The 20,863-nt window shown below is 66.9% G+C and carries 21 protein-coding genes; 15 read left to right on the top strand and 6 right to left on the bottom strand.

The window, feature by feature from the left end; translation table 11 throughout:
• Positions 1–295: 295 nt before the first annotated feature.
• The gene (pbpG, locus tag FFI87_RS10945; protein ID WP_105786338.1) at positions 296–1,450 is read left to right on the top strand and encodes a D-alanyl-D-alanine endopeptidase; all 1,155 of its coding nucleotides are present in this window, start codon (positions 296–298) and stop codon (positions 1,448–1,450) included.
• Between the two features lie 102 nt (positions 1,451–1,552).
• Here pbpG and FFI87_RS10940 read toward each other — a convergent pair whose 3' ends face one another.
• A complete protein-coding gene (locus tag FFI87_RS10940) occupies positions 1,553–2,362 on the bottom strand; it encodes an IclR family transcriptional regulator (protein WP_011657384.1) in 810 nt (269 codons plus the stop codon).
• A 182-nt stretch (positions 2,363–2,544) separates the two neighbouring features.
• Between FFI87_RS10940 and FFI87_RS10935 the strand changes: the two genes are divergently transcribed.
• The 12 genes from FFI87_RS10935 (at position 2,545) to iscX (ending at position 11,810) form a co-directional block, all read left to right on the top strand.
• Positions 2,545–3,267, top strand: a complete 723-nt coding sequence (locus FFI87_RS10935; protein WP_138847468.1) for a (Fe-S)-binding protein — start codon at positions 2,545–2,547, stop codon at positions 3,265–3,267.
• A 34-nt stretch (positions 3,268–3,301) separates the two neighbouring features.
• Positions 3,302–4,714 carry a lactate utilization protein B gene (locus tag FFI87_RS10930; protein WP_138847469.1) on the top strand — a complete coding sequence of 471 codons (1,413 nt, stop codon included), beginning with the start codon at positions 3,302–3,304 and terminating at the stop codon, positions 4,712–4,714.
• A 127-nt stretch (positions 4,715–4,841) separates the two neighbouring features.
• The gene (locus tag FFI87_RS10925; protein ID WP_138847470.1) at positions 4,842–5,069 is read left to right on the top strand and encodes a hypothetical protein; all 228 of its coding nucleotides are present in this window, start codon (positions 4,842–4,844) and stop codon (positions 5,067–5,069) included.
• A 101-nt stretch (positions 5,070–5,170) separates the two neighbouring features.
• Complete coding sequence (locus FFI87_RS10920; RefSeq protein WP_041489830.1) at positions 5,171–5,653, top strand: low molecular weight protein-tyrosine-phosphatase; 483 nt, start codon at positions 5,171–5,173, stop codon at positions 5,651–5,653.
• A gap of 117 nt (positions 5,654–5,770) precedes the next feature.
• The gene (iscR, locus tag FFI87_RS10915) at positions 5,771–6,310 is read left to right on the top strand and encodes a Fe-S cluster assembly transcriptional regulator IscR (protein ID WP_009691731.1); all 540 of its coding nucleotides are present in this window, start codon (positions 5,771–5,773) and stop codon (positions 6,308–6,310) included.
• Positions 6,311–6,382: 72 nt separating this feature from the next.
• The gene (locus tag FFI87_RS10910; RefSeq protein ID WP_011657379.1) at positions 6,383–7,606 is read left to right on the top strand and encodes an IscS subfamily cysteine desulfurase; all 1,224 of its coding nucleotides are present in this window, start codon (positions 6,383–6,385) and stop codon (positions 7,604–7,606) included.
• A gap of 68 nt (positions 7,607–7,674) precedes the next feature.
• Positions 7,675–8,082: a Fe-S cluster assembly scaffold IscU gene (gene iscU / locus FFI87_RS10905; protein ID WP_011657378.1), complete on the top strand. Its 408-nt coding sequence runs from the start codon at positions 7,675–7,677 to the stop codon at positions 8,080–8,082.
• 142 nt (positions 8,083–8,224) lie between these two features.
• Positions 8,225–8,548, top strand: coding sequence for an iron-sulfur cluster assembly protein IscA (gene iscA / locus FFI87_RS10900; protein ID WP_006754132.1), 324 nt, complete (start codon positions 8,225–8,227; stop codon positions 8,546–8,548).
• Between the two features lie 96 nt (positions 8,549–8,644).
• A complete protein-coding gene (gene hscB, locus FFI87_RS10895) occupies positions 8,645–9,172 on the top strand; it encodes a Fe-S protein assembly co-chaperone HscB (RefSeq protein ID WP_041489934.1) in 528 nt (175 codons plus the stop codon).
• Between the two features lie 54 nt (positions 9,173–9,226).
• Positions 9,227–11,095 (top strand): Fe-S protein assembly chaperone HscA, encoded by a 1,869-nt coding sequence (hscA, locus tag FFI87_RS10890; protein WP_012364218.1) that lies wholly within the window; start codon positions 9,227–9,229, stop codon positions 11,093–11,095.
• Positions 11,096–11,183: 88 nt separating this feature from the next.
• A complete protein-coding gene (fdx, locus tag FFI87_RS10885; protein WP_011657374.1) occupies positions 11,184–11,525 on the top strand; it encodes an ISC system 2Fe-2S type ferredoxin in 342 nt (113 codons plus the stop codon).
• Positions 11,526–11,600: 75 nt separating this feature from the next.
• Positions 11,601–11,810: a Fe-S cluster assembly protein IscX gene (iscX, locus tag FFI87_RS10880; protein WP_006754136.1), complete on the top strand. Its 210-nt coding sequence runs from the start codon at positions 11,601–11,603 to the stop codon at positions 11,808–11,810.
• 125 nt (positions 11,811–11,935) lie between these two features.
• On the opposite strand, the gene FFI87_RS10875 is transcribed toward iscX, so the two are convergent.
• The 5 genes from FFI87_RS10875 to FFI87_RS10855 form a co-directional block, all read right to left on the bottom strand.
• Positions 11,936–12,691 carry a glycine zipper 2TM domain-containing protein gene (locus tag FFI87_RS10875; RefSeq protein ID WP_012364217.1) on the bottom strand — a complete coding sequence of 252 codons (756 nt, stop codon included), beginning with the start codon at positions 12,689–12,691 and terminating at the stop codon, positions 11,936–11,938.
• A gap of 347 nt (positions 12,692–13,038) precedes the next feature.
• Positions 13,039–14,565, bottom strand: a complete 1,527-nt coding sequence (gene lysS / locus FFI87_RS10870; RefSeq protein WP_011657372.1) for a lysine--tRNA ligase — start codon at positions 14,563–14,565, stop codon at positions 13,039–13,041.
• Positions 14,566–14,641: 76 nt separating this feature from the next.
• Positions 14,642–15,746 (bottom strand): peptide chain release factor 2 gene (gene prfB / locus FFI87_RS10865; RefSeq protein WP_138847471.1). Its coding sequence is split into 2 segments (ribosomal slippage): positions 14,642–15,664 and positions 15,666–15,746, totalling 1,104 coding nucleotides; the frame shifts between segments, so codons are not numbered across the junction.
• Between the two features lie 152 nt (positions 15,747–15,898).
• A complete protein-coding gene (gene recJ, locus FFI87_RS10860; protein WP_138847472.1) occupies positions 15,899–17,596 on the bottom strand; it encodes a single-stranded-DNA-specific exonuclease RecJ in 1,698 nt (565 codons plus the stop codon).
• Positions 17,597–17,606: 10 nt separating this feature from the next.
• Positions 17,607–18,683 (bottom strand): regulator, encoded by a 1,077-nt coding sequence (locus tag FFI87_RS10855; RefSeq protein WP_186381698.1) that lies wholly within the window; start codon positions 18,681–18,683, stop codon positions 17,607–17,609.
• Positions 18,684–18,835: 152 nt separating this feature from the next.
• On the opposite strand from FFI87_RS10855, the gene FFI87_RS10850 reads away from it, so the two are divergent.
• Together FFI87_RS10850 and lolD are read left to right on the top strand one after the other, a co-directional pair.
• On the top strand, positions 18,836–20,089 hold the full coding sequence (locus FFI87_RS10850; RefSeq protein WP_012364214.1) for a lipoprotein-releasing ABC transporter permease subunit: 1,254 nt from the start codon (positions 18,836–18,838) through the stop codon (positions 20,087–20,089).
• A complete protein-coding gene (gene lolD / locus FFI87_RS10845; protein WP_011657367.1) occupies positions 20,082–20,840 on the top strand; it encodes a lipoprotein-releasing ABC transporter ATP-binding protein LolD in 759 nt (252 codons plus the stop codon). Before FFI87_RS10850 ends, lolD begins: the two co-directional genes overlap by 8 nt.
• The last annotated feature ends 23 nt before the right edge of the window (positions 20,841–20,863 follow it).

Genomic DNA, 20,863 nt, shown 5'->3' with positions numbered 1-20,863 from the left:
GTGGTGGCCGAGAGCCGTGCTGGAGGCCCATCGAGCGCCGGATACGTACTTTCCCCGCTTTAATTTCCCGTCAAAGTGACGTTATCTCAATTAACCGCGTGGTAATCGGGAGGCGGGTAGTGTCGGGCAGCGCATCTCATGAATTTTTTCGATGGGAGCGGGAGGGTCGATCGATGGACCGTCGGGCGACCCTTACATTCCGGTTTAACGACGATCGGTAAGTGCCTAATATTGCTCTTTTTTTAAGCTTTAACTACACTTGCGGAAACCTCCCGCCCGCTTTGTCCAGACCCCAATGAAAGCCGAATCGTTTTCACCCCGCAGATTGTTGCAGAGCATGACGCTCGGCACGGCTGTGTCGGTCGCTGTCGCCTTGCTGGCGACCACCGCGTCCGTCACGCCGGTTGACGCCTTTGCCGCCACTGCGAAGACCCACCAGGCCGCCAAGAAAGCCGCTTCCTCTTCGTCCGCGAAGAAGTCGGTGAAGGCCGCCTCCGCCAAATCCGCCGACGTCGCGTCGGCCGACGCGCCGCGCGCGAAGGCATCGCGCAAGCGCATGACGCTCGCGGCAAACGTGCACGGCCACCGCGGCGCGGTGCGCAAGGTCGCGTTCCAGCCGCGTCGCCCGACGGTCGGGCAGGCGTTCGGCCTGCACGACACGCCGGATGCGCTCGCGCTGCGCTCGAGTGTCGCGTACGTCGTCGACCAGAACACCGGCGAGCCGCTGTTCGACAAGAATTCGCACGCCGTCGTGCCGATTGCGTCGATCTCGAAGCTGATGACGGCAATGGTCGTGCTCGACGCGAAGCCGCCGATGACCGACCAGCTCGAAGTCACCGACGAAGATCGCGACTACGAAAAGGGCACGGGCTCGCGCCTGTCGGTCGGCTCGGTCCTGTCGCGCGAGGACATGCTCCACATCGCGCTGATGGCATCGGAAAACCGCGCGGCCGCCGCGCTGTCGCGCTACTACCCGGGCGGCCGTCCGGCCTTCATCGCCGCGATGAACGCGAAGGCGAAGTCGCTCGGCATGAACGACACGCACTTCGAGAATTCGACGGGCCTGTCGAGCTCGAACGTGTCGAGCGCGCGTGACCTCGTGAAGATGGTCAATGCGGCATACCAGTACCCGATGATTCGTCAGTTTTCGACCGATCGGACGTATGACGTCTATACGGGCAAGCGGAACCTGGTCTACAACAGCACGAACGCGCTGATCCGCGGCAACGGCTCGTGGGACATCGGCCTGCAGAAGACGGGCTTCATCAACGAGGCGGGCGAATGTCTGGTGATGCAGGCGACGATTCATGGCCGGCCGATGGTGATGGTGCTGCTGGATTCGTTCGGCAAGTATTCGCGCTTCGCCGACGCCTCGCGCCTGCGCAACTGGCTCGACGCCGGCGGCGGCGAGCGCCTGACGGCGGCCAACACGGCGAACGGCGGCACCTGATCGCGTCGCGGCGGTCTGCCGCCGCAACGGTTACCGCAAAGAAAAAGCCCCGCAATCGCGGGGCTTTTTTTCGTCCGGCCGCCGTGGGGCGGGCGGCGCGGCTCATGCGTGCCGCTGCAGTCCTTCCGTCTCCTTCGCGGGCGCGGGGCGGTAGCCGAGCGATTCCGAGATGGTCAGCGCGGTGCGGCTCAACTGGCCGAGCCACGCGTCCTGCAGGCGGTCGGCCGGAGCCGACAGCGACAGACCCGCGACGAGCTTGCCCGAGTCGTCGTAGATGCCGGCCGCGATGCAGCGCACGCCGAGCTCCAGTTCCTCGTTGTCGCGCGCGCACGATTGCTGGCGCACGAGCGTCAGCTCGCGCTCGAGCTTCGCGATGTCGGTAATGCTGTTCTGCGTATGGCCGGACAGCCCGGTGCGCGTCGCGTAGGCGCGCACCCGCGACGTTTCGTCGACCGCGAGGAACAGCTTGCCGACCGACGTCAGGTGCAGCGGCGCGCGGCCGCCGATCGCGCGGACGACCTGCATCCCCGAGCGTTCGGAATACGCGCGCTCGATATAGACGATTTCGTCGCCCTGGCGTACCGACAGGTTCACGGTCTGGCCCGTCAGGCGATGCAGCTCGCGCATCGGCATCAGCGCCGCGTCACGGACCGACAGGCGCGCCTTCACGAGGTTGCCGAGCTCGAGTAGCCGCATGCCGAGCCGGTACGTGCCGGGATCGGAGCGGTCGACGAGGCGGCAGGTCACCATGTCGTTGAGGATACGGTGCGCGGTCGACGGATGCAGCTCCGTGCGCTGCGCAAGCTCCTTCAGGCTGACGGGGTCGCTGTGCGCGGCGAGCGCGTCCAGCAGCCGCATCATGCGTTCGATCACTTGGATCGACGTTTTGGAATCCGGGGTGGGTTGGCTCATGTCGGGGGAGAATCGGTTGACGCGTCAAGCGGTGTTGCGTCGATTGTATCTCGTATTGTGAAAAAAGCGAACGCCGTTCGAGGAAGTCCTCGTTTCCTGACATGCATGCTTGCGCATGCGCCGGCGTTGGTCTTGCCGGCCAAACGGCGGATAATGAGAGCCGTTTTCTCGAAGGAGCGCGTATGCGAGTCGGTTTGTTCGTGACCTGCCTGGTCGACCTGATGCGTCCGGAAATCGGCTTTTCCGCGCTGAAACTGATTCGCGACGCCGGCTACGAGGTGTTCGTGCCGCCGGCGCAAACCTGCTGCGGCCAGCCGGCCTACAACTCGGGCGACCGCGCGCTCGCGCGCGACCTCGCGGAAAAGACGCTGCGCGAGTTCGAGCAGTTCGACTACGTCGTCGCGCCGTCGGGCTCGTGCGGCGGCATGATCCGCGCGCACTACGGCGACCTGTTCCGCGACGACCCCGAACTGATGGGGCGCTATGTGCGATTCCAGCAGAAAGTCTACGAACTGACCGATTTCCTCGCGAACGTCGCGAACGTCACGCTCGCGCCCGGCGAATTCGCGGGGCCCGTCACCTACCACGACTCGTGCTCGGGCCTGCGCGAACTCGGCGTGAAGGCGCAGCCGCGCGCGCTGCTCGCGCAGCGCGGCGTGGCCGTTACCGAGATGAAGGACTGCGAGCACTGCTGCGGCTTCGGCGGCACGTTCGCGGTCAAGTACGGCGACATTTCGGCAGCCATCGCGGACGAGAAATGCGCGAACGTGCGCGCGTCCGGCGCGGGCGCCGTCGTGTTGGGCGATCTCGGCTGCATGCTGAACATCGAAGGGCGGTTGCGCCGCACCGGCGACCGCGACACGCGCGTGCTGCACGTCGCGCAGGTGCTGGCGGGCGACGTCTGACGCCCGGTTTCGCTCACTTTTCCCCGATACCGCGATGCAAGTCCAATCGATGCATTTCAAGGCGCGTGCCGGCCAGAAGCTGGCCGACCAGCGCTTGCAGCAGAACCTGAAGAAGCTGTCGACGAAGTTCGTGTCCGCGCGCGCCGACGCAATGACCGCGATCGACTTCCAGGCGACGCGCGCCGCGCTGAAGGCGCGCCGCAACCGGGCGCTGGAGAACCTCGACGTGTGGCTCGAGGCGTTCGAGCGCGAGGCGACGCGGCGCGGCACGACGGTGCTGTTCGCGGAAACAACCGAGGACGCCGCGCGGCTCGTCGCCGACATCGCACGACGCCACGACGTGAAGAAGGTCATCAAGACGAAGTCGATGGTGTCCGAGGAAATGCGCCTGAACGCGGTGCTCGCCGAGATGGGCGTGCAGTCGATCGAGACGGACCTCGGCGAATACATCCTGCAGATCAACGACAACGAGCCGCCGAGCCACATCATTGCGCCCGTCGTGCACAAGGACAAGGACGAGATCGCCGACCTGTTCGCGCGCACGCATCACCGCGAGCGGCTGACCGAGATTCCCGACATGACGCGCGAGGCGCGCGAGGTGCTGCGCCCGCATTTCCTGTCGGCCGACATGGGCGTGACGGGCGGCAACTTCGTGATCGCCGAGACGGGTTCGGTCGCGATCGTCACGAACGAAGGCAACGAAGGCATGTGCACGGTGATGCCGCGCGTGCATGTCGCGGTGACGGGCATCGAGAAGGTGCTGCCGACGCTCGAGGATCTAGCGACCGCGATGCGTCTGCTGCCGCGTTCGGCCACTGGGCAGAAGACGTCGAACTACTTCTCCCTGCTCACCGGGCCGCGCGGCCCGGGCGACGAGGACGGCCCGGAGCACAACTACGTGGTGCTGGTCGACGGCGGCCGCACGGGCCTGATCGGCGGAGAATTCCAGGAGATGCTGCGCTGCATCCGCTGCGGCGCGTGCATGAACCATTGCCCGGTGTACCAGAAGGTCGGCGGGCACGCGTACGGCTGGGTCTATCCGGGCCCGATGGGGTCGGTGCTGACGCCGAGCTACGTCGGGCTTGACCGTGCGCTCGACCTGCCGCAGGCCGCGACGCTGTGCGGCGAATGCGACAGCGTCTGCCCGGTGGGGATCCCGCTGTCGCACCTGTTGCGCACGCTGCGCGAGAAACAGGTCGAGCGGCATCTGCGACCGTGGCGCGAGCGAGCCGGACTCGCCGCGTGGGGCTTTTTCGCGCGGCGGCCATTGCTTTATGCGCTGACGACCAAGCTCGCGGTGCGCGTGCTCGAGCGGCTCGGCGGCAGCGGCGGCATGCTGCGGCGCCTGCCAATGATGGGCGGCTGGATGGACACGCGCGACATGCCGACCCCGACCGGCCGCACGTTCCGCGAACTGTACGCGGCATCGCAAAGCCACCTCGGCTGACGACTGTTCATCGGGTGACAACAGTGCGTTCGCTATTTATGTATTTATCTCGATAGATGCGGTCTATAGAATCTCGTCTGTAGTCCCCGGAATTGGGTTTCGGGGAATGAGGTCAAGGAGCCGCATCATGAAAAAGACAATATCGATGTACTGGCCGCTGGCAATCGTCGTCCCGCTCGCCGCGCTCGCCTATCTGCACGCGATGGCCGACGCGCCGTCGCGTGGTCCGCTCGCCGTGCATCAGGCATCGGCCGAACTGGCGCGCGCGGTGTCGTTCGGGCTCGTCGACGACGCGGCGCAACCGCTGCCGGCCGCATCCGGCGACGTCGGGCTCGCCACACCCAAGGCGCTGTAAGCCACGCCGCCGTCGCTTTGCGCGGCGGCGCGATTTCGGGCGCCTTTGTATAATGGCGCGTTCTTCTCCGACGCGGTTCGCCGCGGCTTTCCGATAGTGCGATGACCCGCGTTGCGATCTGTTTCGTCTGTCTCGGCAATATCTGTCGTTCGCCTACCGCGGAAGGCGTGATGCGCCACCAGGTGGACGCGGCTGGGCTGGCCGAGCACATCGCGATCGATTCGGCCGGCACCGGCGACTGGCATGTCGGCGAACCGCCCGACACGCGCGCGCAGGCGGCGGCCCGTACCCGCGGCTACGACCTGTCGGCGCTACGGGCGCGGCAGGTGAGCGCGGCGGATTTCGAGCGATTCGACCTGCTGCTGGCGATGGACGAAGCCAATCTCGCGGAATTGCGCCGGCGCTGTCCGCCCCAGTATCGCGACAAGGTGCGCCTCCTGATGGAATTCGCGGCGGGCGCGGCCGAAACCGAAGTGGCCGATCCCTATTTCGGCGGCGCGCAGGGCTTCGAACAGGTGCTCGACCAGGTCGAGCGCGCGTGCGCGGGCCTGCTTGGGGCGCTCCGCAGCCGTACCGGACACTGAGCGCGGCCAGGTATTCAGCGTGCTGCGAATACCCTGTCGCAGACATGGATACTTGACTAAAATCGTCAAATATTTATACTTGACCAAAATCGTCAAGATTGCAGTCCCCTAGACACCATGAGACTCACCACCAAAGGCCGTTTCGCCGTCACGGCGATGATTGACTTGGCACTGCGCCAGGAGCAGGGCCCGGTGACGCTTGCAGGCATCAGCCAGCGCCAGCGGATTTCGCTCTCGTATCTCGAACAGTTGTTCGGGAAGCTGCGCAGGCATGAAATCGTCGAATCCGTGCGCGGCCCGGGCGGCGGCTACAACCTCGCGCGCCGCGCGCAGGACGTCACCGTCGCCGACATCATCATCGCGGTCGATGAACCGCTCGACGCCACGCAGTGCGGCGGCAAAGGCACGTGCGACGGCTCGAAGCAGCCCGACGGCCATTGCATGACGCACGAGCTGTGGTCGACCCTGAACCAGAAGATGGTCGAATACCTCGATTCGGTGTCGCTGCAGGATCTCGTCGATCAGCAGCGGGCACGCGAGGGCGCACCCGCGGTGCTGCGCGACCGGCGCACGCCGGAGCCCGTCGCGGCGCCGGCCGAACCGGTGCGCACGATGCCGCTCGGTCCCAATTCGGTGTTCAACATCGCGAGTTCGTGAGCGCGCACGCGCCGCACACCCCGCACACCCTATAACGCACATAGTCCCTGCACAGAATACCCGGAGCGACAGATGACCCAAGAGACTCTCCACCTGCCCATCTACATGGATTACAGCGCGACCACGCCGGTCGACCCGCGCGTGGTCGACAAGATGGTGCCGTACCTGCGGGAGCAGTTCGGCAACCCGGCATCGCGCAGCCACGCATACGGCTGGGATGCGGAGCGCGCGGTAGAGGAAGCGCGCGAGCAGGTGGCCGCGCTCGTGAACGCGGATCCGCGCGAGATCATCTGGACGTCCGGCGCAACGGAGTCGGACAACCTCGCGATCAAGGGTGCCGCGAACTTCTACAAGGGCAAGGGCAAGCACATCATCACGGTGAAGACCGAGCACAAGGCCGTGCTCGATACCTGCCGCGAGCTCGAGCGCGACGGCTTCGAAGTCACCTATCTCGACGTGAAGGAAGACGGCCTGATCGACCTCGACGTGTTCAAGGCCGCGCTGCGCCCGGACACGATCCTCGTGTCGGTGATGCACGTGAACAACGAGATCGGCGTGATCCAGGACATCGAGACGATCGGCGAGATCTGCCGCGAGAAGGGCATCGTGTTCCACGTCGACGCCGCGCAGTCGACAGGCAAGGTCGAGATCGACCTCGCGAAGCTGAAGGTCGACCTGATGTCGTTCTCGGCGCACAAGACCTACGGCCCGAAGGGCATCGGCGCGCTGTACGTGCGCCGCAAGCCGCGCGTGCGCATCGAAGCGCAGATGCACGGCGGCGGTCACGAGCGCGGGATGCGTTCGGGCACGCTGGCGACGCATCAGATCGTCGGCATGGGCGAAGCGTTCCGCATCGCGCGCGAAGAGATGGCGACCGAGAACGAGCGCGTCCGCATGCTGCGCGACAAGCTGCTGCGCGGCCTGTCGCAGATCGAGGAAACCTACGTGAACGGCGACATGGAGCACCGTGTCCCGCACAACCTGAACATCAGCTTCAACTTCGTCGAAGGCGAGTCGCTGATCATGGCGATCAAGGATGTCGCGGTGTCGTCGGGTTCGGCCTGCACGTCGGCGTCGCTGGAGCCTTCGTATGTGCTGCGCGCGCTCGGCCGCAACGACGAACTTGCCCACAGCTCGATCCGCTTCACGGTCGGCCGCTTCACGACGGAGCAGGACGTCGACTTCGTGATCAACCTGCTGAACAGCAAGATCGCGAAGCTGCGCGAACTGTCGCCGCTCTGGGAAATGCACCAGGAAGGCATCGATCTGTCGACGATCGAATGGGCTGCGCACTGAACATCGCATTGAGTACATTCGCGGGCGAATTTGCGCACGCAGACGTAACGAGTCAAGGAGTCTGAGTCATGTCATACAGCAACAAGGTTCTGGATCACTACGAAAACCCGCGTAACGTCGGTTCGTTCGCGAAGGACGACGACGCGGTCGGTACGGGCATGGTCGGCGCGCCGGCCTGCGGCGACGTGATGAAGCTGCAGATCCGCGTCAGCGCGGACGGCGTGATCGAAGACGCGAAGTTCAAGACGTACGGCTGCGGTTCGGCCATCGCGTCGAGCTCGCTCGTGACCGAATGGGTGAAGGGCAAGACGCTCGACGAGGCGCTGTCGATCAAGAACACGCAGATCGCCGAAGAACTTGCGCTGCCCCCGGTGAAGATTCACTGCTCGATTCTCGCGGAAGACGCGATCAAGGCAGCCGTGGCCGACTACAAGAAGCGCCACGACACCACGGAAGGCGATCAGGCTGCGGCCTGAGCGGCATCGAGCGGCTTCTCGATAAAACGCTGGGCCGCCCCAAGTTTTATTGACCCCCTCTGGGGGCCTGGCGCGAAGCGACAGGTTTGGGGGCGCTTAGAAGGGATCGCGGCGGGCCCAGGCGTGCCGCGGCAAGGACATCATGGCAATTACACTGACCGAAAAAGCAGCACAGCACGTCCAGAAATACCTCGTCCGTCGCGGCAAGGGTGTGGGCCTGCGGCTTGGCGTTCGCACGACCGGGTGCTCGGGGCTCGCGTACAAGCTCGAGTATGTCGACGAGCTCGCTCCCGAGGATCAGGTATTCGAGAGCCATGGCGTGAAGGTCATCGTCGACCCGAAGAGCCTCGCGTACATCGACGGCACCCAACTCGACTTCGCGCGCGAGGGCCTGAACGAAGGGTTCAAGTTCAACAACCCGAACGTGAAGGACGAGTGCGGCTGCGGGGAATCGTTCCGCGTCTGACGCGCGGTCTTCCGCGCGATGCGGGCAAGAGGCGGCACGGGCCGCCTTTTTAATGTGCGGCGTTTGCCGCGTGACGAACCGGAATTGAACGCGACGATGGTTTCGCTGAAAGACAGCCACTTCGATCTGTTTCACCTGCCGGCGCAATTCGCGCTCGATCAGGCGGCGCTCGACAGCGCGTATCGCACGGTGCAGACGCAGGTGCATCCGGACCGCTTCGCGGCGGCCGGCGATGCGCAAAAACGCATCGCGATGCAATGGGCGACGCGTGCGAACGAAGCCTACCGCACGCTGCGCGATCCGCTGAAGCGTGCGACCTATCTGCTGTCGCTGCGCGGCGTCGACATCGGTGCTGAAAACAACACCGCGATGGAGCCCGCGTTCCTGATGCAGCAGATGGAGTGGCGCGAAGGCATCGAGGATGCCGCGGCCGCCCGCAACGTCGACGCGCTCGATGCGCTGCTCGCCGAACTGCGCAACGAGAAGCGCGTGCGCCTCGAGCGCCTCGGCACGCTGCTCGACAGCGCGGCCGACCAGGCCGCCGCCGAGGCCGTGCGCCAGCTGATGTTCATCGAACGCGTCGCGTCGGAAGTGGGCGCGCAGATCGAGCGCCTCGAAACTTAACCGCGTGCCTCGCGGCACGCGCAGCAAACGGGCCGAGCGCCCGAACGAACCAAGATGGCTTTACTGCAAATTTCCGAACCGGGCATGGCGCCGGCGCCGCACCAGCGGCGACTCGCTGTCGGGATCGATCTCGGCACGACGAACTCGCTCGTCGCGGCCGTGCGCAACAGCGTGCCCGAAGTGCTGCCGGACGAGGCGGGCCGCGCGCTGCTGCCGTCGGTGGTCCGTTATCTGGAGAAGGGCGGCCGCCGCATCGGCCACGAGGCGAAGGAGCAGGCCGCGACCGATCCGCGCAACACGATCGTGTCGGTCAAGCGCTTCATGGGCCGCGGCAAGGCCGAGGTCGAAGGCGCGGCGAACGCACCTTATGAATTCGTCGATGCGCCGGGCATGGTGCAGATCCGCACGATCGACGGCGTGAAGAGCCCGGTCGAGGTGTCGGCCGAGATTCTCGCGACGCTGCGTTACCGCGCGGAAGACACGCTCGGCGACGAGCTGGTCGGCGCGGTGATCACGGTGCCCGCGTATTTCGACGACGCGCAACGCCAGGCGACGAAGGACGCCGCGCGTCTCGCGGGCCTCAACGTGCTGCGCCTGCTGAACGAACCGACCGCAGCCGCGATCGCCTACGGTCTCGACAACGCGGCCGAAGGCCTCTACGCGGTGTACGACCTCGGCGGCGGCACGTTCGACCTGTCGATCCTGAAGCTGACGAAGGGCGTGTTCGAAGTGCTGGCCGCGGGTGGTGATTCCGCGCTCGGCGGCGACGATTTCGATCACGTGCTGTTCGGTCACGTGCTCGCACAGGCCGGCATCGACGCGAAGGCGCTCGCGCCCGAGGACGTGCGCCTGCTGCTCGATCGCGTGCGCGTGCTGAAGGAAGCGCTGTCGTCCGCGCCACAGGCGTCGCTTGACGTGACGCTGTCGAACGGTGCGCGGCTCGTGCAGACGATCTCGCACGACACGTTCGCGTCGCTCGTCGAGCCGCTCGTGCAGCGTACGCTGACGCCGACCCGCAAGGCATTGCGCGACGCGCAGGTGACCCCGGCCGACATCAAGGGTGTCGTGCTGGTCGGCGGCGCGACGCGCATGCCGGTGATCCGCGATGCGGTCGCGAAGTATTTCGGCCAGCCGCCGCTCGTCAATCTCGATCCGGACCAGGTCGTCGCGCTTGGCGCGGCGATCCAGGCCGATCTGCTAGCCGGCAATCGCGGCAGCGGCGACGACTGGCTGCTCCTCGACGTAATTCCGCTGTCGCTCGGTGTCGAGACGATGGGCGGTCTCGTCGAGAAGATCATTCCGCGCAATTCGACGATTCCGATCGCGCGTGCGCAGGAGTTCACGACCTTCAAGGACGGTCAGACCGCGATGGCGATCCATGTCGTGCAGGGCGAGCGCGAGCTGGTCGCCGACTGCCGGTCGCTCGCACGCTTCGAGCTGCGCGGCATCCCGCCGATGACGGCCGGTGCGGCGCGCATCCGCGTGACCTATCAGGTCGATGCGGACGGGCTGCTGTCGGTGTTCGCACGCGAGCAGCATTCGGGCGTCGAGGCATCGGTCGTCGTGAAGCCGTCGTACGGCCTCGCCGACGACGACATCGCGAAGATGCTCGAGGACAGCTTCAAGACCGCCGAGATCGACATGCGCGCACGCGCGCTGCGCGAAGCTCAGGTCGAGGCCCAGCGGATGATCGAGGCGACGCAGGCGGCACTTTCGGCCGACGGCGAACTGCTCGACGACGCCGAACGCACGCAGGTCGACGCGCTCGTCGCGGCGCTGCGCACGATCGCTCAGGGCGACGACGCGGACGCGATCGAAACCGCGACCAAGGCACTGGCCGACGGCACCGACGAATTCGCGGCGCGCCGGATGGACAAGAGCATCAAGCGCGCACTGTCGGGCCGACGGCTCGACGAGATCTGAACGAACGACCTGCGCGCGGGCCGGCGACGGCCCGTGCGTTATTGAACCGTGCGGCGCCAGCCGCCGCACCCTGACTGACGGAACGGACATGCCTCAACTGGTAGTGCTGCCTCACGTCGAACTGTGTCCGGACGGCGCAGTGATCGACGCGACGCCCGGCAAGAGTATTTGCGACAACCTGCTCGACCACGGGATCGAGATCGAGCATGCATGCGAGAAGTCGTGCGCATGCACGACCTGCCACGTGGTGATCCGCGAGGGCTTCAACGATCTCGAGCCGTCCGAAGAGGACGAAGACGACCTGCTCGACAAGGCGTGGGGCCTCGAGCCGACGTCACGCCTGTCGTGCCAGGCGATCGTGCAGGAAGATTCGGACCTGGTGGTCGAGATCCCGAAGTACTCGATCAACCACGCGAAGGAAAATCACTGACGGTTCGGCGGGGCGGGCGGCGCGCATCATGTGCGTTCCGCCTACGAACTCGCCACGTACACGGGAGAGCAGGCCATGAAATGGACCGATTCGCGCGAAATCGCCATCGCGCTGGCAGACAAGCATCCGGACGTCGATCCGCAGCGGATCAATTTCGTCGACCTGCGCCAATGGGTCATCGAGCTCGATGGCTTCTCCGACGATCCCAGCCATTCGGGCGAGAAGATCCTCGAAGCGATCCAGGCTCACTGGATCGACGAATCCGACTTCGACGACGAAGACTGAGGTTCGCGCCCGGCACTCGCCCGGCGCCGCTCCCGCAAAAAGAAAAGGCTCGTGACGCTGTCACGAGCCTTTTTCATTTCCGGCGCGGTACAACGGCCGCCCGGCGATTCGTCATGCGTTACACGTTACGCGCCGACCAGCGTGCCGTTCTCGATCCGCACGCGCTGACCCTGGCCGAACGGCGGCGGGCTGTGGTACGTGAACGTGCGCGTCGCGCCGCTTTCCATCTGGACCTGCACCTGGTAGTCGGTTTCCGCGCGCACCTGCTTCTCCACCTGGTTGCCGGCGAGACCGCCGCCGAGCGCACCGATGATGGTCATCGCGGTGCGGCCGTTGCCGTGACCGAACTGGTTGCCGAGCAGGCCGCCGGCGGCTGCGCCGCCGACCGCGCCGATCCCCGAGCTCTGGCCCGGCGTGCGCGACTGCGTGATCGACACGATCGTGCCGCAGGTCTGGCAATAGGCCGCTTGAGCGGGCGCGGACTGCTGTTGCGCATATTGCGGCGGTTGCGGTGCCGGCGTGTGGCGGCGGTGCGTGGCTGCCGGGCGCGGCGCGGGCTTCGGTTCGGCTTGTGCCGCCGCCGCCTTCTCGGCCGCGGCCTTTTGCTCAGCCTTCTGCTGCGCGGCCAGTTCGGCTGCCTGTTGCTGCGCTTGCGCGGCCAGCGCTGCACTGGCTGCCGCAGCCGTATCGACGGCCGGCTGCGACGCGATCAGCGCGGCCTGGGTCTGGCCGTTCTGCGCGTTGTTGCTGCTGGCCTTCGGGAAGATGCCCGTGATCGCGGCGGTGGCGGCGAGGCTGGCGACGATGACGGCGCCTGCCGCGGTCGCGATGAGCGGGTGGAGGCGTTGCTTTTGCGGCGTGGTCTGATTCTGGTTGTCCATGTTTTTCTCCGGTGTCGATCCGGCTCCGCACATTGGCGCTGGCCGGATCCCACGCTTCGGGAGCGAGCAGACTTGGCGTTCCGGCGCCGCGTTCTGGTCCCGTGGTCATGCGTGGTGACGCAACAGGAGTGTCGTCTACCGGCGCGCGGCGCACCGTATCAAGGTGTAACGAATTGCAGCAGGGGACCGGCGGGCGTGATCGGGAAAACCCGGAGAAGGCCGTCGCGACGAGGGGATAAAACGGGGGAGGATCGCAAACCGGCGGACGCCGGCAGGCGGGATTTACGCGTGGTTACAAACCGCACGCGTGCACGCCGCGGGGCGCGGCGCACACGCAGGCACGAGCGTCAGTCTTCGCGGCGCAGGTGCGGGAACAGCAGCACGTCGCGGATCGTCGGGCTGTCGGTCAGCAGCATCACGAGACGGTCGATGCCGATCCCGCAGCCGCCCGTCGGCGGCATCCCGTGTTCGAGCGCGCGGATGTAGTCGGCGTCGAAGAACATCGCTTCCTCGTCGCCGGCATCCTTCTGCTCGACCTGCTTCTTGAAGCGCGCGGCCTGGTCTTCCGGATCGTTCAGCTCCGAGAAGCCGTTCGCGATCTCGCGGCCCGTCATGAACAGCTCGAAACGCTCGGTGATGCCCGGCGTCGTATCCGACGCGCGTGCGAGCGGCGACACTTCAACCGGGTAGTCGATGATGTAGGTCGGCTCCCACAGCTGCGATTCGGCGGTTTCCTCGAACAGCGCGAGCTGCAGCGCGCCGATACCGGCGTTCAGGAAGGCCGGCTGCGACACGTCGACGCCGAAGCGCTTCAGTTCGGTACGCAGGAATGCGTCGTCGGACAGCTGGCCGTCGGTGTATTGCGGCGCGTACTTCTGGATCGCCTGCGTGATCGTCAGGCGGTGGAACGGCTTTGCGAGGTCGAGTTCGCGGCCCTGGTACTGGATCGTCGCGGTGCCGAGCGCATCGATCGCCGCCTGGCGGATCAGCTGCTCGGTGAAGTCCATCAGCCAGCGGTAATCGGTGTACGCGGCGTAGAACTCCATCATCGTGAATTCCGGGTTGTGGCGCGGCGACACGCCTTCATTCCGGAAGTTGCGGTTGATCTCGAACACGCGCTCGAAGCCGCCGACGATCAGGCGCTTGAGATACAGCTCCGGCGCGATGCGCAGGAACATCTGCATGTCGAGCGCGTTGTGATGCGTGACGAACGGCTTGGCCGCGGCGCCGCCCGGGATCGGGTGCAGCATCGGCGTTTCGACTTCCATGAAGTCGGCGTTGTCCATGAACTTGCGGATCGACGCGATGGTCCGGGTGCGCGCGCGGAACGTGTCGCGCGTTTCCGGCGTGACGATCAGGTCGACGTAGCGCTGGCGATAGCGCATTTCCTGGTCGGCGAGGCCGTGGAACTTGTCCGGCAGCGGGCGCAGCGCCTTCGACAGCAGGCGCAGTTCCTTGCACTGGACCGACAGCTCGCCCTTGTTGGTGCGGAACAGCACGCCGCGGGCGGCGACGATGTCGCCGAGATCCCACTTCTTGAATGCGTCGTAGGTTTCCGCGCCGACGTCGTTCGGCGTCACGAAGAACTGGATCTGGCCCGAACCGTCCTGCACCGTCGCGAAGCTCGCCTTGCCCATCACGCGCTTGAGCATCATGCGGCCGGCGACCGACACCTCGACCGGGTTCGCTTCGAGCGCGGCTTTGTCCGAGTCGGCGAAGGTGGCCTGGAGATCGGCGGCGTGATGCGTCGGCCGGAAATCGTTCGGATAGGCGACGCCTTGCTCGCGCAATGCGCGCAGCTTCTCGCGGCGCTCGGCGATGATCTGGTTTTCGTCCGCCGCGACGGCGGGCTGCGTTTGGGTCGGTTCGGTCATGATGGTCGGAATTCGGAGTGGGTGCGGCAACGCAACGGGAAGGGCGGGCGCGACCGGAGAGGCCGCGCCGCGGCGCTTACACGCCCTGTTTGAGGCTCGCGCTGATGAAGTCGTCGAGATCGCCGTCGAGCACGGCTCGCGTGTTGCTCATTTCGACGTTCGTGCGCAGGTCCTTCACGCGGCTCTGGTCGAGCACGTACGAACGGATCTGGTGGCCCCAGCCCACATCGGTCTTGCTCGATTCGAGCTTGTCCTGCTCGGCCTGGCGCTTGCGCATCTCGGCTTCGTACAGGCGCGACTTCAGCATCGCCATTGCTTCGGCGCGGTTGCGGTGCTGCGAGCGGTCGTTCTGGCACTGCACGACGATGCCGGTCGGCATGTGCGTGATCCGCACGGCCGAGTCGGTCTTGTTGATGTGCTGGCCGCCCGCGCCCGACGCGCGGTACGTGTCGATGCGCAGGTCGGCCGGATTGACCTCGACTTCGATCGAGTCGTCGATTTCCGGATACACGAACACCGACGAGAACGACGTGTGGCGGCCGCCGGACGAGTCGAACGGCGACTTGCGCACGAGGCGGTGGATGCCCGTTTCGGTGCGCAGGAAGCCGTATGCGTATTCGCCCGTGACCTTGACCGTCGCGTTCTTGATGCCGGCGACGTCGCCGTTCGACTCTTCGAGCACTTCGGCCTTGAAGCCCTTGCGCTCGCAATAGCGCAGGTATTGGCGCAGCAGCATCGACGCCCAGTCGCACGCCTCGGTGCCGCCGGCGCCGGCCTGGATGTCGATGAAGCAGTTGTTCGGGTCGGCCGGGTTCGAGAACATCCGGCGGAATTCGATGTCGCCGACGCGCGCTTCGAGCTTCTTCGCGTCGTCTTCGGATGCGATGAGGGTGTCTTCGTCGCCTTCCTCGCGTGCGAGCTCGAACAGGTCGAGCGCATCGCGCAGGTCGCTATCGAGCGCGGTGAGCGTCGTGACGACACCTTCGAGCAGCTTCTTCTCGCGGCCGAGTGCCTGGGCGTTCTTCGAATCGTTCCAGACGTTCGGGTCTTCGAGTTCCTTGTTGACTTCGGTCAGACGCGCAGATTTGGCGTCGTAGTCAAAGATACCCCCGAAGCTCGCCCGCGCGGGTGCGCAGGTCGAGCAGGGAGCTTTCGATCGCGTTGAGACGTTCCGCTTCCATGATCGTTCGCTGTTCTTGCTTCGTAAAAAAGCGGAATTATAGCCGATCGGCGGGGTTTCCCGGTGACGCGGAGTGTGCTTGCATGCGCGCCGTGGCCCCGTTCGGCGCGGCGCGCATGCGGCCCGCGAGCGCGCGGGCCGGGTGGCCGGTGCTCAGCCGGCCGCGTGCTCGACGATCAGCTGGACGCGCGTCACGCCGTTCCACGTGTCGGCGACGAGGCGATACGCGATCAGCGCGCTCGCCGGCAGCGGCTCGGTGTGGTTGAACCAGATCGCGTTGAAGCGCTGGCGGCCGCGCGCCAACTGCAGCTTCAGGTGCTTTTCCTTCACGAGCGACTGCGACACGACGTCGAACTCGCCGGAGAAAAGCGGGGCCGGAAAGCCCTGGCCCCACACGGCTTCGTCGAGCAGCCCGACGAACTGCGGCGTGAAATACGCGTCCTCCAGTTCGCCGTCGGTCTCGATCACGCGCGCGAGCGCGTCGTCGGACAGCCACTCGCGCGCCACCGCCTCGAACGCGGCCGCGAAGCGCGGCACGTCGTCGGTGCCGAGCGTGAGGCCGGCCGCCATCGCGTGGCCGCCGAACGCGACGATCAGGTCGGGCTCGCGCTTCGACACCAGGTCGAGCGCGTCGCGCAGGTGGAAGCCGGGAATCGAGCGACCCGAACCCTTGACCCGTGTGCCGGCTTCGTCCGCATGCGCGAACGTGAACGACGGGCGGTGGAATTTCTCCTTGAGCCGCCCGGCGACGATGCCGATCACGCCCTGGTGCCATTCGGGGTTGAACAGCGTGATCGTGCACGCGTCGGCCGGATCGATGTCGGCGAGGTCGGCGAGCGCCTGCTGCTGCATGCCGGCCTCGATCTCGCGGCGCTCGCGGTTCATCACGTCGAGCTGCTGCGCGAGGTCCCACGCGCGGCCGATGTCGTCGGTGATCAGGCATTCGATGCCGAGCGACATGTCCGAGAGCCGGCCGGCGGCATTCAGGCGCGGGCCGAGGCCGAAGCCGAGGTCGAAGCCCGAGGCGGTGCGCGCCTCGCGGCCGGCGGCGCGAAACAGCGCGGCGATGCCCGGCTGCATGCGGCCGTTGCGGATGCGCTGCAGCCCCTGCGCGACGAGCACGCGGTTGTTGCCGTCGAGCCGCACCACGTCGGCGACGGTGCCGAGCGCGACGAGGTCGAGCAGGCCGTCGAGGCGCGGCTCGGCTTCCTTGCTCGCGAACGCGCCGCGGCGGCGCAACTCGGCGCGCAGCGCGAGCAGCACGTAGAACATCACGCCGACACCGGCGATGTGCTTGCTCGGGAACGCGCAGCCGGGCTGGTTCGGGTTGACGATCGCGCGCGCGGCGGGCAGTGCGTCGCCGGGCAGGTGGTGGTCGGTCACGAGCACGTCGATGCCGCGTGCATTCGCGGCTTCGACGCCCGCGACGCTCGCGATCCCGTTGTCGACGGTGATCAGCAGGTCGGGCTTGCGCGCGGCCGCGAGTTCGACGATCTCGGGCGTGAGCCCGTAGCCGTATTCGAAGCGGTTCGGCACCAGGTAGTCGATCTGCGCGCCGAACATCCGCAGGCCGCGCACCGCGACCGCGCAGGCGGTCGCGCCGTCGCAGTCGTAGTCGGCGACGACCAGCAGGCGGCGCTTGTTGGCGATCGCGTCGGCGAGCAGCGCCGCGGCATCCGCGCAGCCTTTCAGTTCGGTGGGCGGCACGAGGCGCGCGAGCGCGGTCTCGATGTCGGTCGGGGACTGCACGCCGCGCGACGCGTACAGCCGCGCGAGGACGGGATGCAGGCCGTGGCGCGCGAGCGCTTCTGCGTCGGCGGGCGCGACGGGGCGGGTAACGATCCGGGTCATACGAGTGGGGTCATTCGAACAGGGACGCCAGCGCGCGGCGGCGCCAGAACTTGCGCAGGTCGCCGCGCGTCGCGTGCAGCGTCACGGAGCTGGTGTCGCCGCACAGCGTGAAATCGACGCTGGCCAGCTCGCCGCTCCGCAGCGCGGCGAGGGTCGGCGCGAACCAGTCGCGCTCGAGCATGGCGAGCGCGTCGTGCCAGCGTGCCCAGTCCTGTTCGATGAACGGGGCGGACAGCGCCGGCAGCTCGACGAGCGTCGCGCCGGCGGCGGCGGGCAGCGCACCGAAGGCGGCCGGCGCGGCACCGGCCTCGGCCTGCGCGGCGCGCGCGAGGCCGAGCGCCGCGGGGGAAGCGGACAGCACGCGCTCGAACGGCTTGCCGACCGGCTTCAGCGTGCCTTGCGCATGGAACCAGATCGAATTGACGGCGGGCAACCCGCGCGCTTCGCGCGCTTCGTTGACCGGGTGCTGGAACCACGCCATCTGCACTTCGTTCTGCAGCTTCATCCACATCCGCGAACGTTCGCCGGTGTGCGCCTCGTGCGGCAGCCAGATTTCGATGTTGCGGCCGCTCGCGCGCAGCGGCGCGGCGCCGGCGAGGCGGGCGAGCTGTTCGCTGGACAAGTACCAGCGGGTCGGCTGCGGCGCTTCCAGCCGTACGCCGAGCTCCTCGATCAGCGGGCGCGCGACCGCCAGCAGCGCGGCGGCGTCGCCGTCGTCGAGCGCGAGGCTGGCCGGGTCGACGAGCACGAGGTGATCGTGCGCGATCTGGACGTGCACCGGCTCGACGCACGCCCAGGCCTGGGTGCCCGGGTCGCCGCCGTCCGCCAGCAGCATGTAGGGCGCGAGCGGCGCCTCGTCGGCGGCGTTGCCCCGGCTCGCGCCGAACTGGCGGGCCAGCCAGCGCTCGTGCGGCAGCGTGCGCTGGAAGTCCTCGCCGGCCACGCGCTCGACGAGGCTCGCGCGGGCCAGCAACTTTTCGAGCGCGGGGCTGTCCAGCGTGTGCAGGGACGAGGCCGCATCGGCTGCCGACGGCAGCGCGAACGGAACGAGGAAATGGAGGCGTCGGTCGTGCATGATGGTGCGCATTGTATGGCAAACTGCGCGCGTGATCGGGCCGGCGGACGGCCCGATTGCGTCCGGCGACCGTTTTTCGACCGCGCCCGGGTGGCCGGCCGCCGCCGGATGGCGCTCCCGGGCGCGGGCCGTCATCCCCGCCGTAACCAGCAGAAAGGATTCGCTTGAAACTTCCGTACGAATGGCAGATCGGCTGGCGCTACACGCGCGCCGGCAAACGCACGACCGGCAACGGCTTCATTTCCTTCATCGCGCTCGTGTCGATGCTCGGCATCGCGCTTGGCGTCGCGGCGCTGATCGTCGTGCTGTCCGTGATGAACGGCTTCCAGAAGGAAGTGCGCGACCGCATGCTGTCGGTGCTCGCGCACGTCGAGGTGTTCTCGCCGACCGGCTCGATGCCCGACTGGCAACTGACCGCGCAAGAGGCACGCCGCAATCCGTCGGTGACGGGCGCGGCGCCTTACGTCGACGCGCAGGCGCTGCTCACGCGCCAGGACGCGGTGAGCGGCGTGATGCTGCGCGGCGTCGAGCCGTCGCTCGAACCGCAGGTGTCCGACATCGGCAAGGACATGAAGGCGGGCCAGCTGACCGCGCTCGTGCCCGGCCAGTTCGGCATCGTGCTCGGCGATGCGCTCGCGGGCAACCTCGGCGTGACGGTCGGCGACAAGATCACGCTGGTCGCGCCCGAAGGCACGATCACGCCGGCCGGGATGATGCCGCGGCTCAAGCAGTTCACGGTCGTCGGCGTGTTCGAATCGGGCCACTACGAATACGACAGCACGCTCGCGATGGTCAACATCCGCGACGCGGAGGCGCTGTTCCGGATGTCCGCGCCGACCGGCGTGCGGCTGCGGCTCACCGACATGCAGAAGGCGCCGCAGGTCGCGGTCGAGCTGTCGCACACGCTGTCGGGCAGCCTGTACATCCGCGACTGGACCCAGCAGAACAAGACCTGGTTCTCGGCCGTGCAGATCGAGAAGCGGATGATGTTCATCATCCTCACGCTGATCATCGCGGTCGCTGCGTTCAACCTCGTGTCGTCGCTCGTGATGACGGTGACCAACAAGCAGGCCGACATCGCGATCCTGCGTACGCTCGGCGCGCAGCCGGGGTCGATCATGAAGATCTTCGTCGTGCAGGGCGTGACGATCGGTTTCGTCGGCACCGCGTCGGGCGTCGCGCTCGGCTGCCTGATCGCGTGGAGCATTCCGTGGCTGATCCCGATGATCGAGCACCTGTTCGGCGTGCAGTTCCTGCCGCCGTCGGTGTACTTCATCAGCGAGCTGCCGTCCGAGCTCGTCGCGGGTGACGTGATCAAGATCGGCCTGATCGCGTTCGTGCTGTCGGCCGTCGCGACGCTCTATCCGAGCTGGCGCGGCGCGAAGGTGAAGCCGGCGGAGGCGCTGCGCTATGAATGATCGCGCCACCGCATTCGCGGATTCACGACAACCCATCAGACAGGATTCGGCAGGTATGCAGGAATACGTGCTTCAGGCGCGCGGGATCACGAAGGCGTTCGTGCAAGGCGGCTTCAATGTGCAGGTGCTCAACGACACCGAGCTGACGGTCCGGCGTGGCGAGAAGCTCGCGGTCGTCGGCGCGTCGGGCTCCGGCAAGAGCACGCTGCTGCACGTGCTGGGCGGCCTCGACGAACCGAGCGCGGGCGAAGTGTCGCTGCTCGGCAAGCCGTTTACGCAGCTCGCCGAGCGCGAGCGCAACGAGTTGCGCAATCGCGCGCTCGGGTTCGTCTATCAGTTCCATCACCTGCTGCCGGAATTCACCGCGCTCGACAACGTCGCGATGCCGCTGCGCATTCGCCGGATGACGACGGAGGATGCGCGCGAGCAGGCACAGGCGATGCTCGAGCGGGTCGGTCTCGGCCCGCGTGCGAAGCATCGGCCGGGCGAGCTGTCGGGCGGCGAGCGGCAGCGCGTCGCGATCGCGCGCGCGCTGGTGACGAAGCCGGCCTGCGTGCTCGCCGACGAGCCGACCGGCAACCTCGACGGCACGACGGCCGATACGGTGTTCAACCTGATGCTCGAATTGTCCGAGACACTCGAAACGAGTTTCGTGATCGTCACGCACGACCCCGAGCTCGCGGCGCGCTGCGACCGCATCATGCGCTTGCGCGACGGCGTACTGCACGAGGAGCCGGCGCTGCCGGTGTGAACGAGCGCTCCCGCTGCGCTGCC

Source organism: Burkholderia sp. KBS0801 (assembly GCF_005937855.2).
Taxonomy (GTDB): Bacteria; Pseudomonadota; Gammaproteobacteria; order Burkholderiales; family Burkholderiaceae; genus Burkholderia; species Burkholderia ambifaria.
Note: the sequence above shows the minus strand (reverse complement) of the source record. Positions and strands in the feature narration are given on the sequence as shown.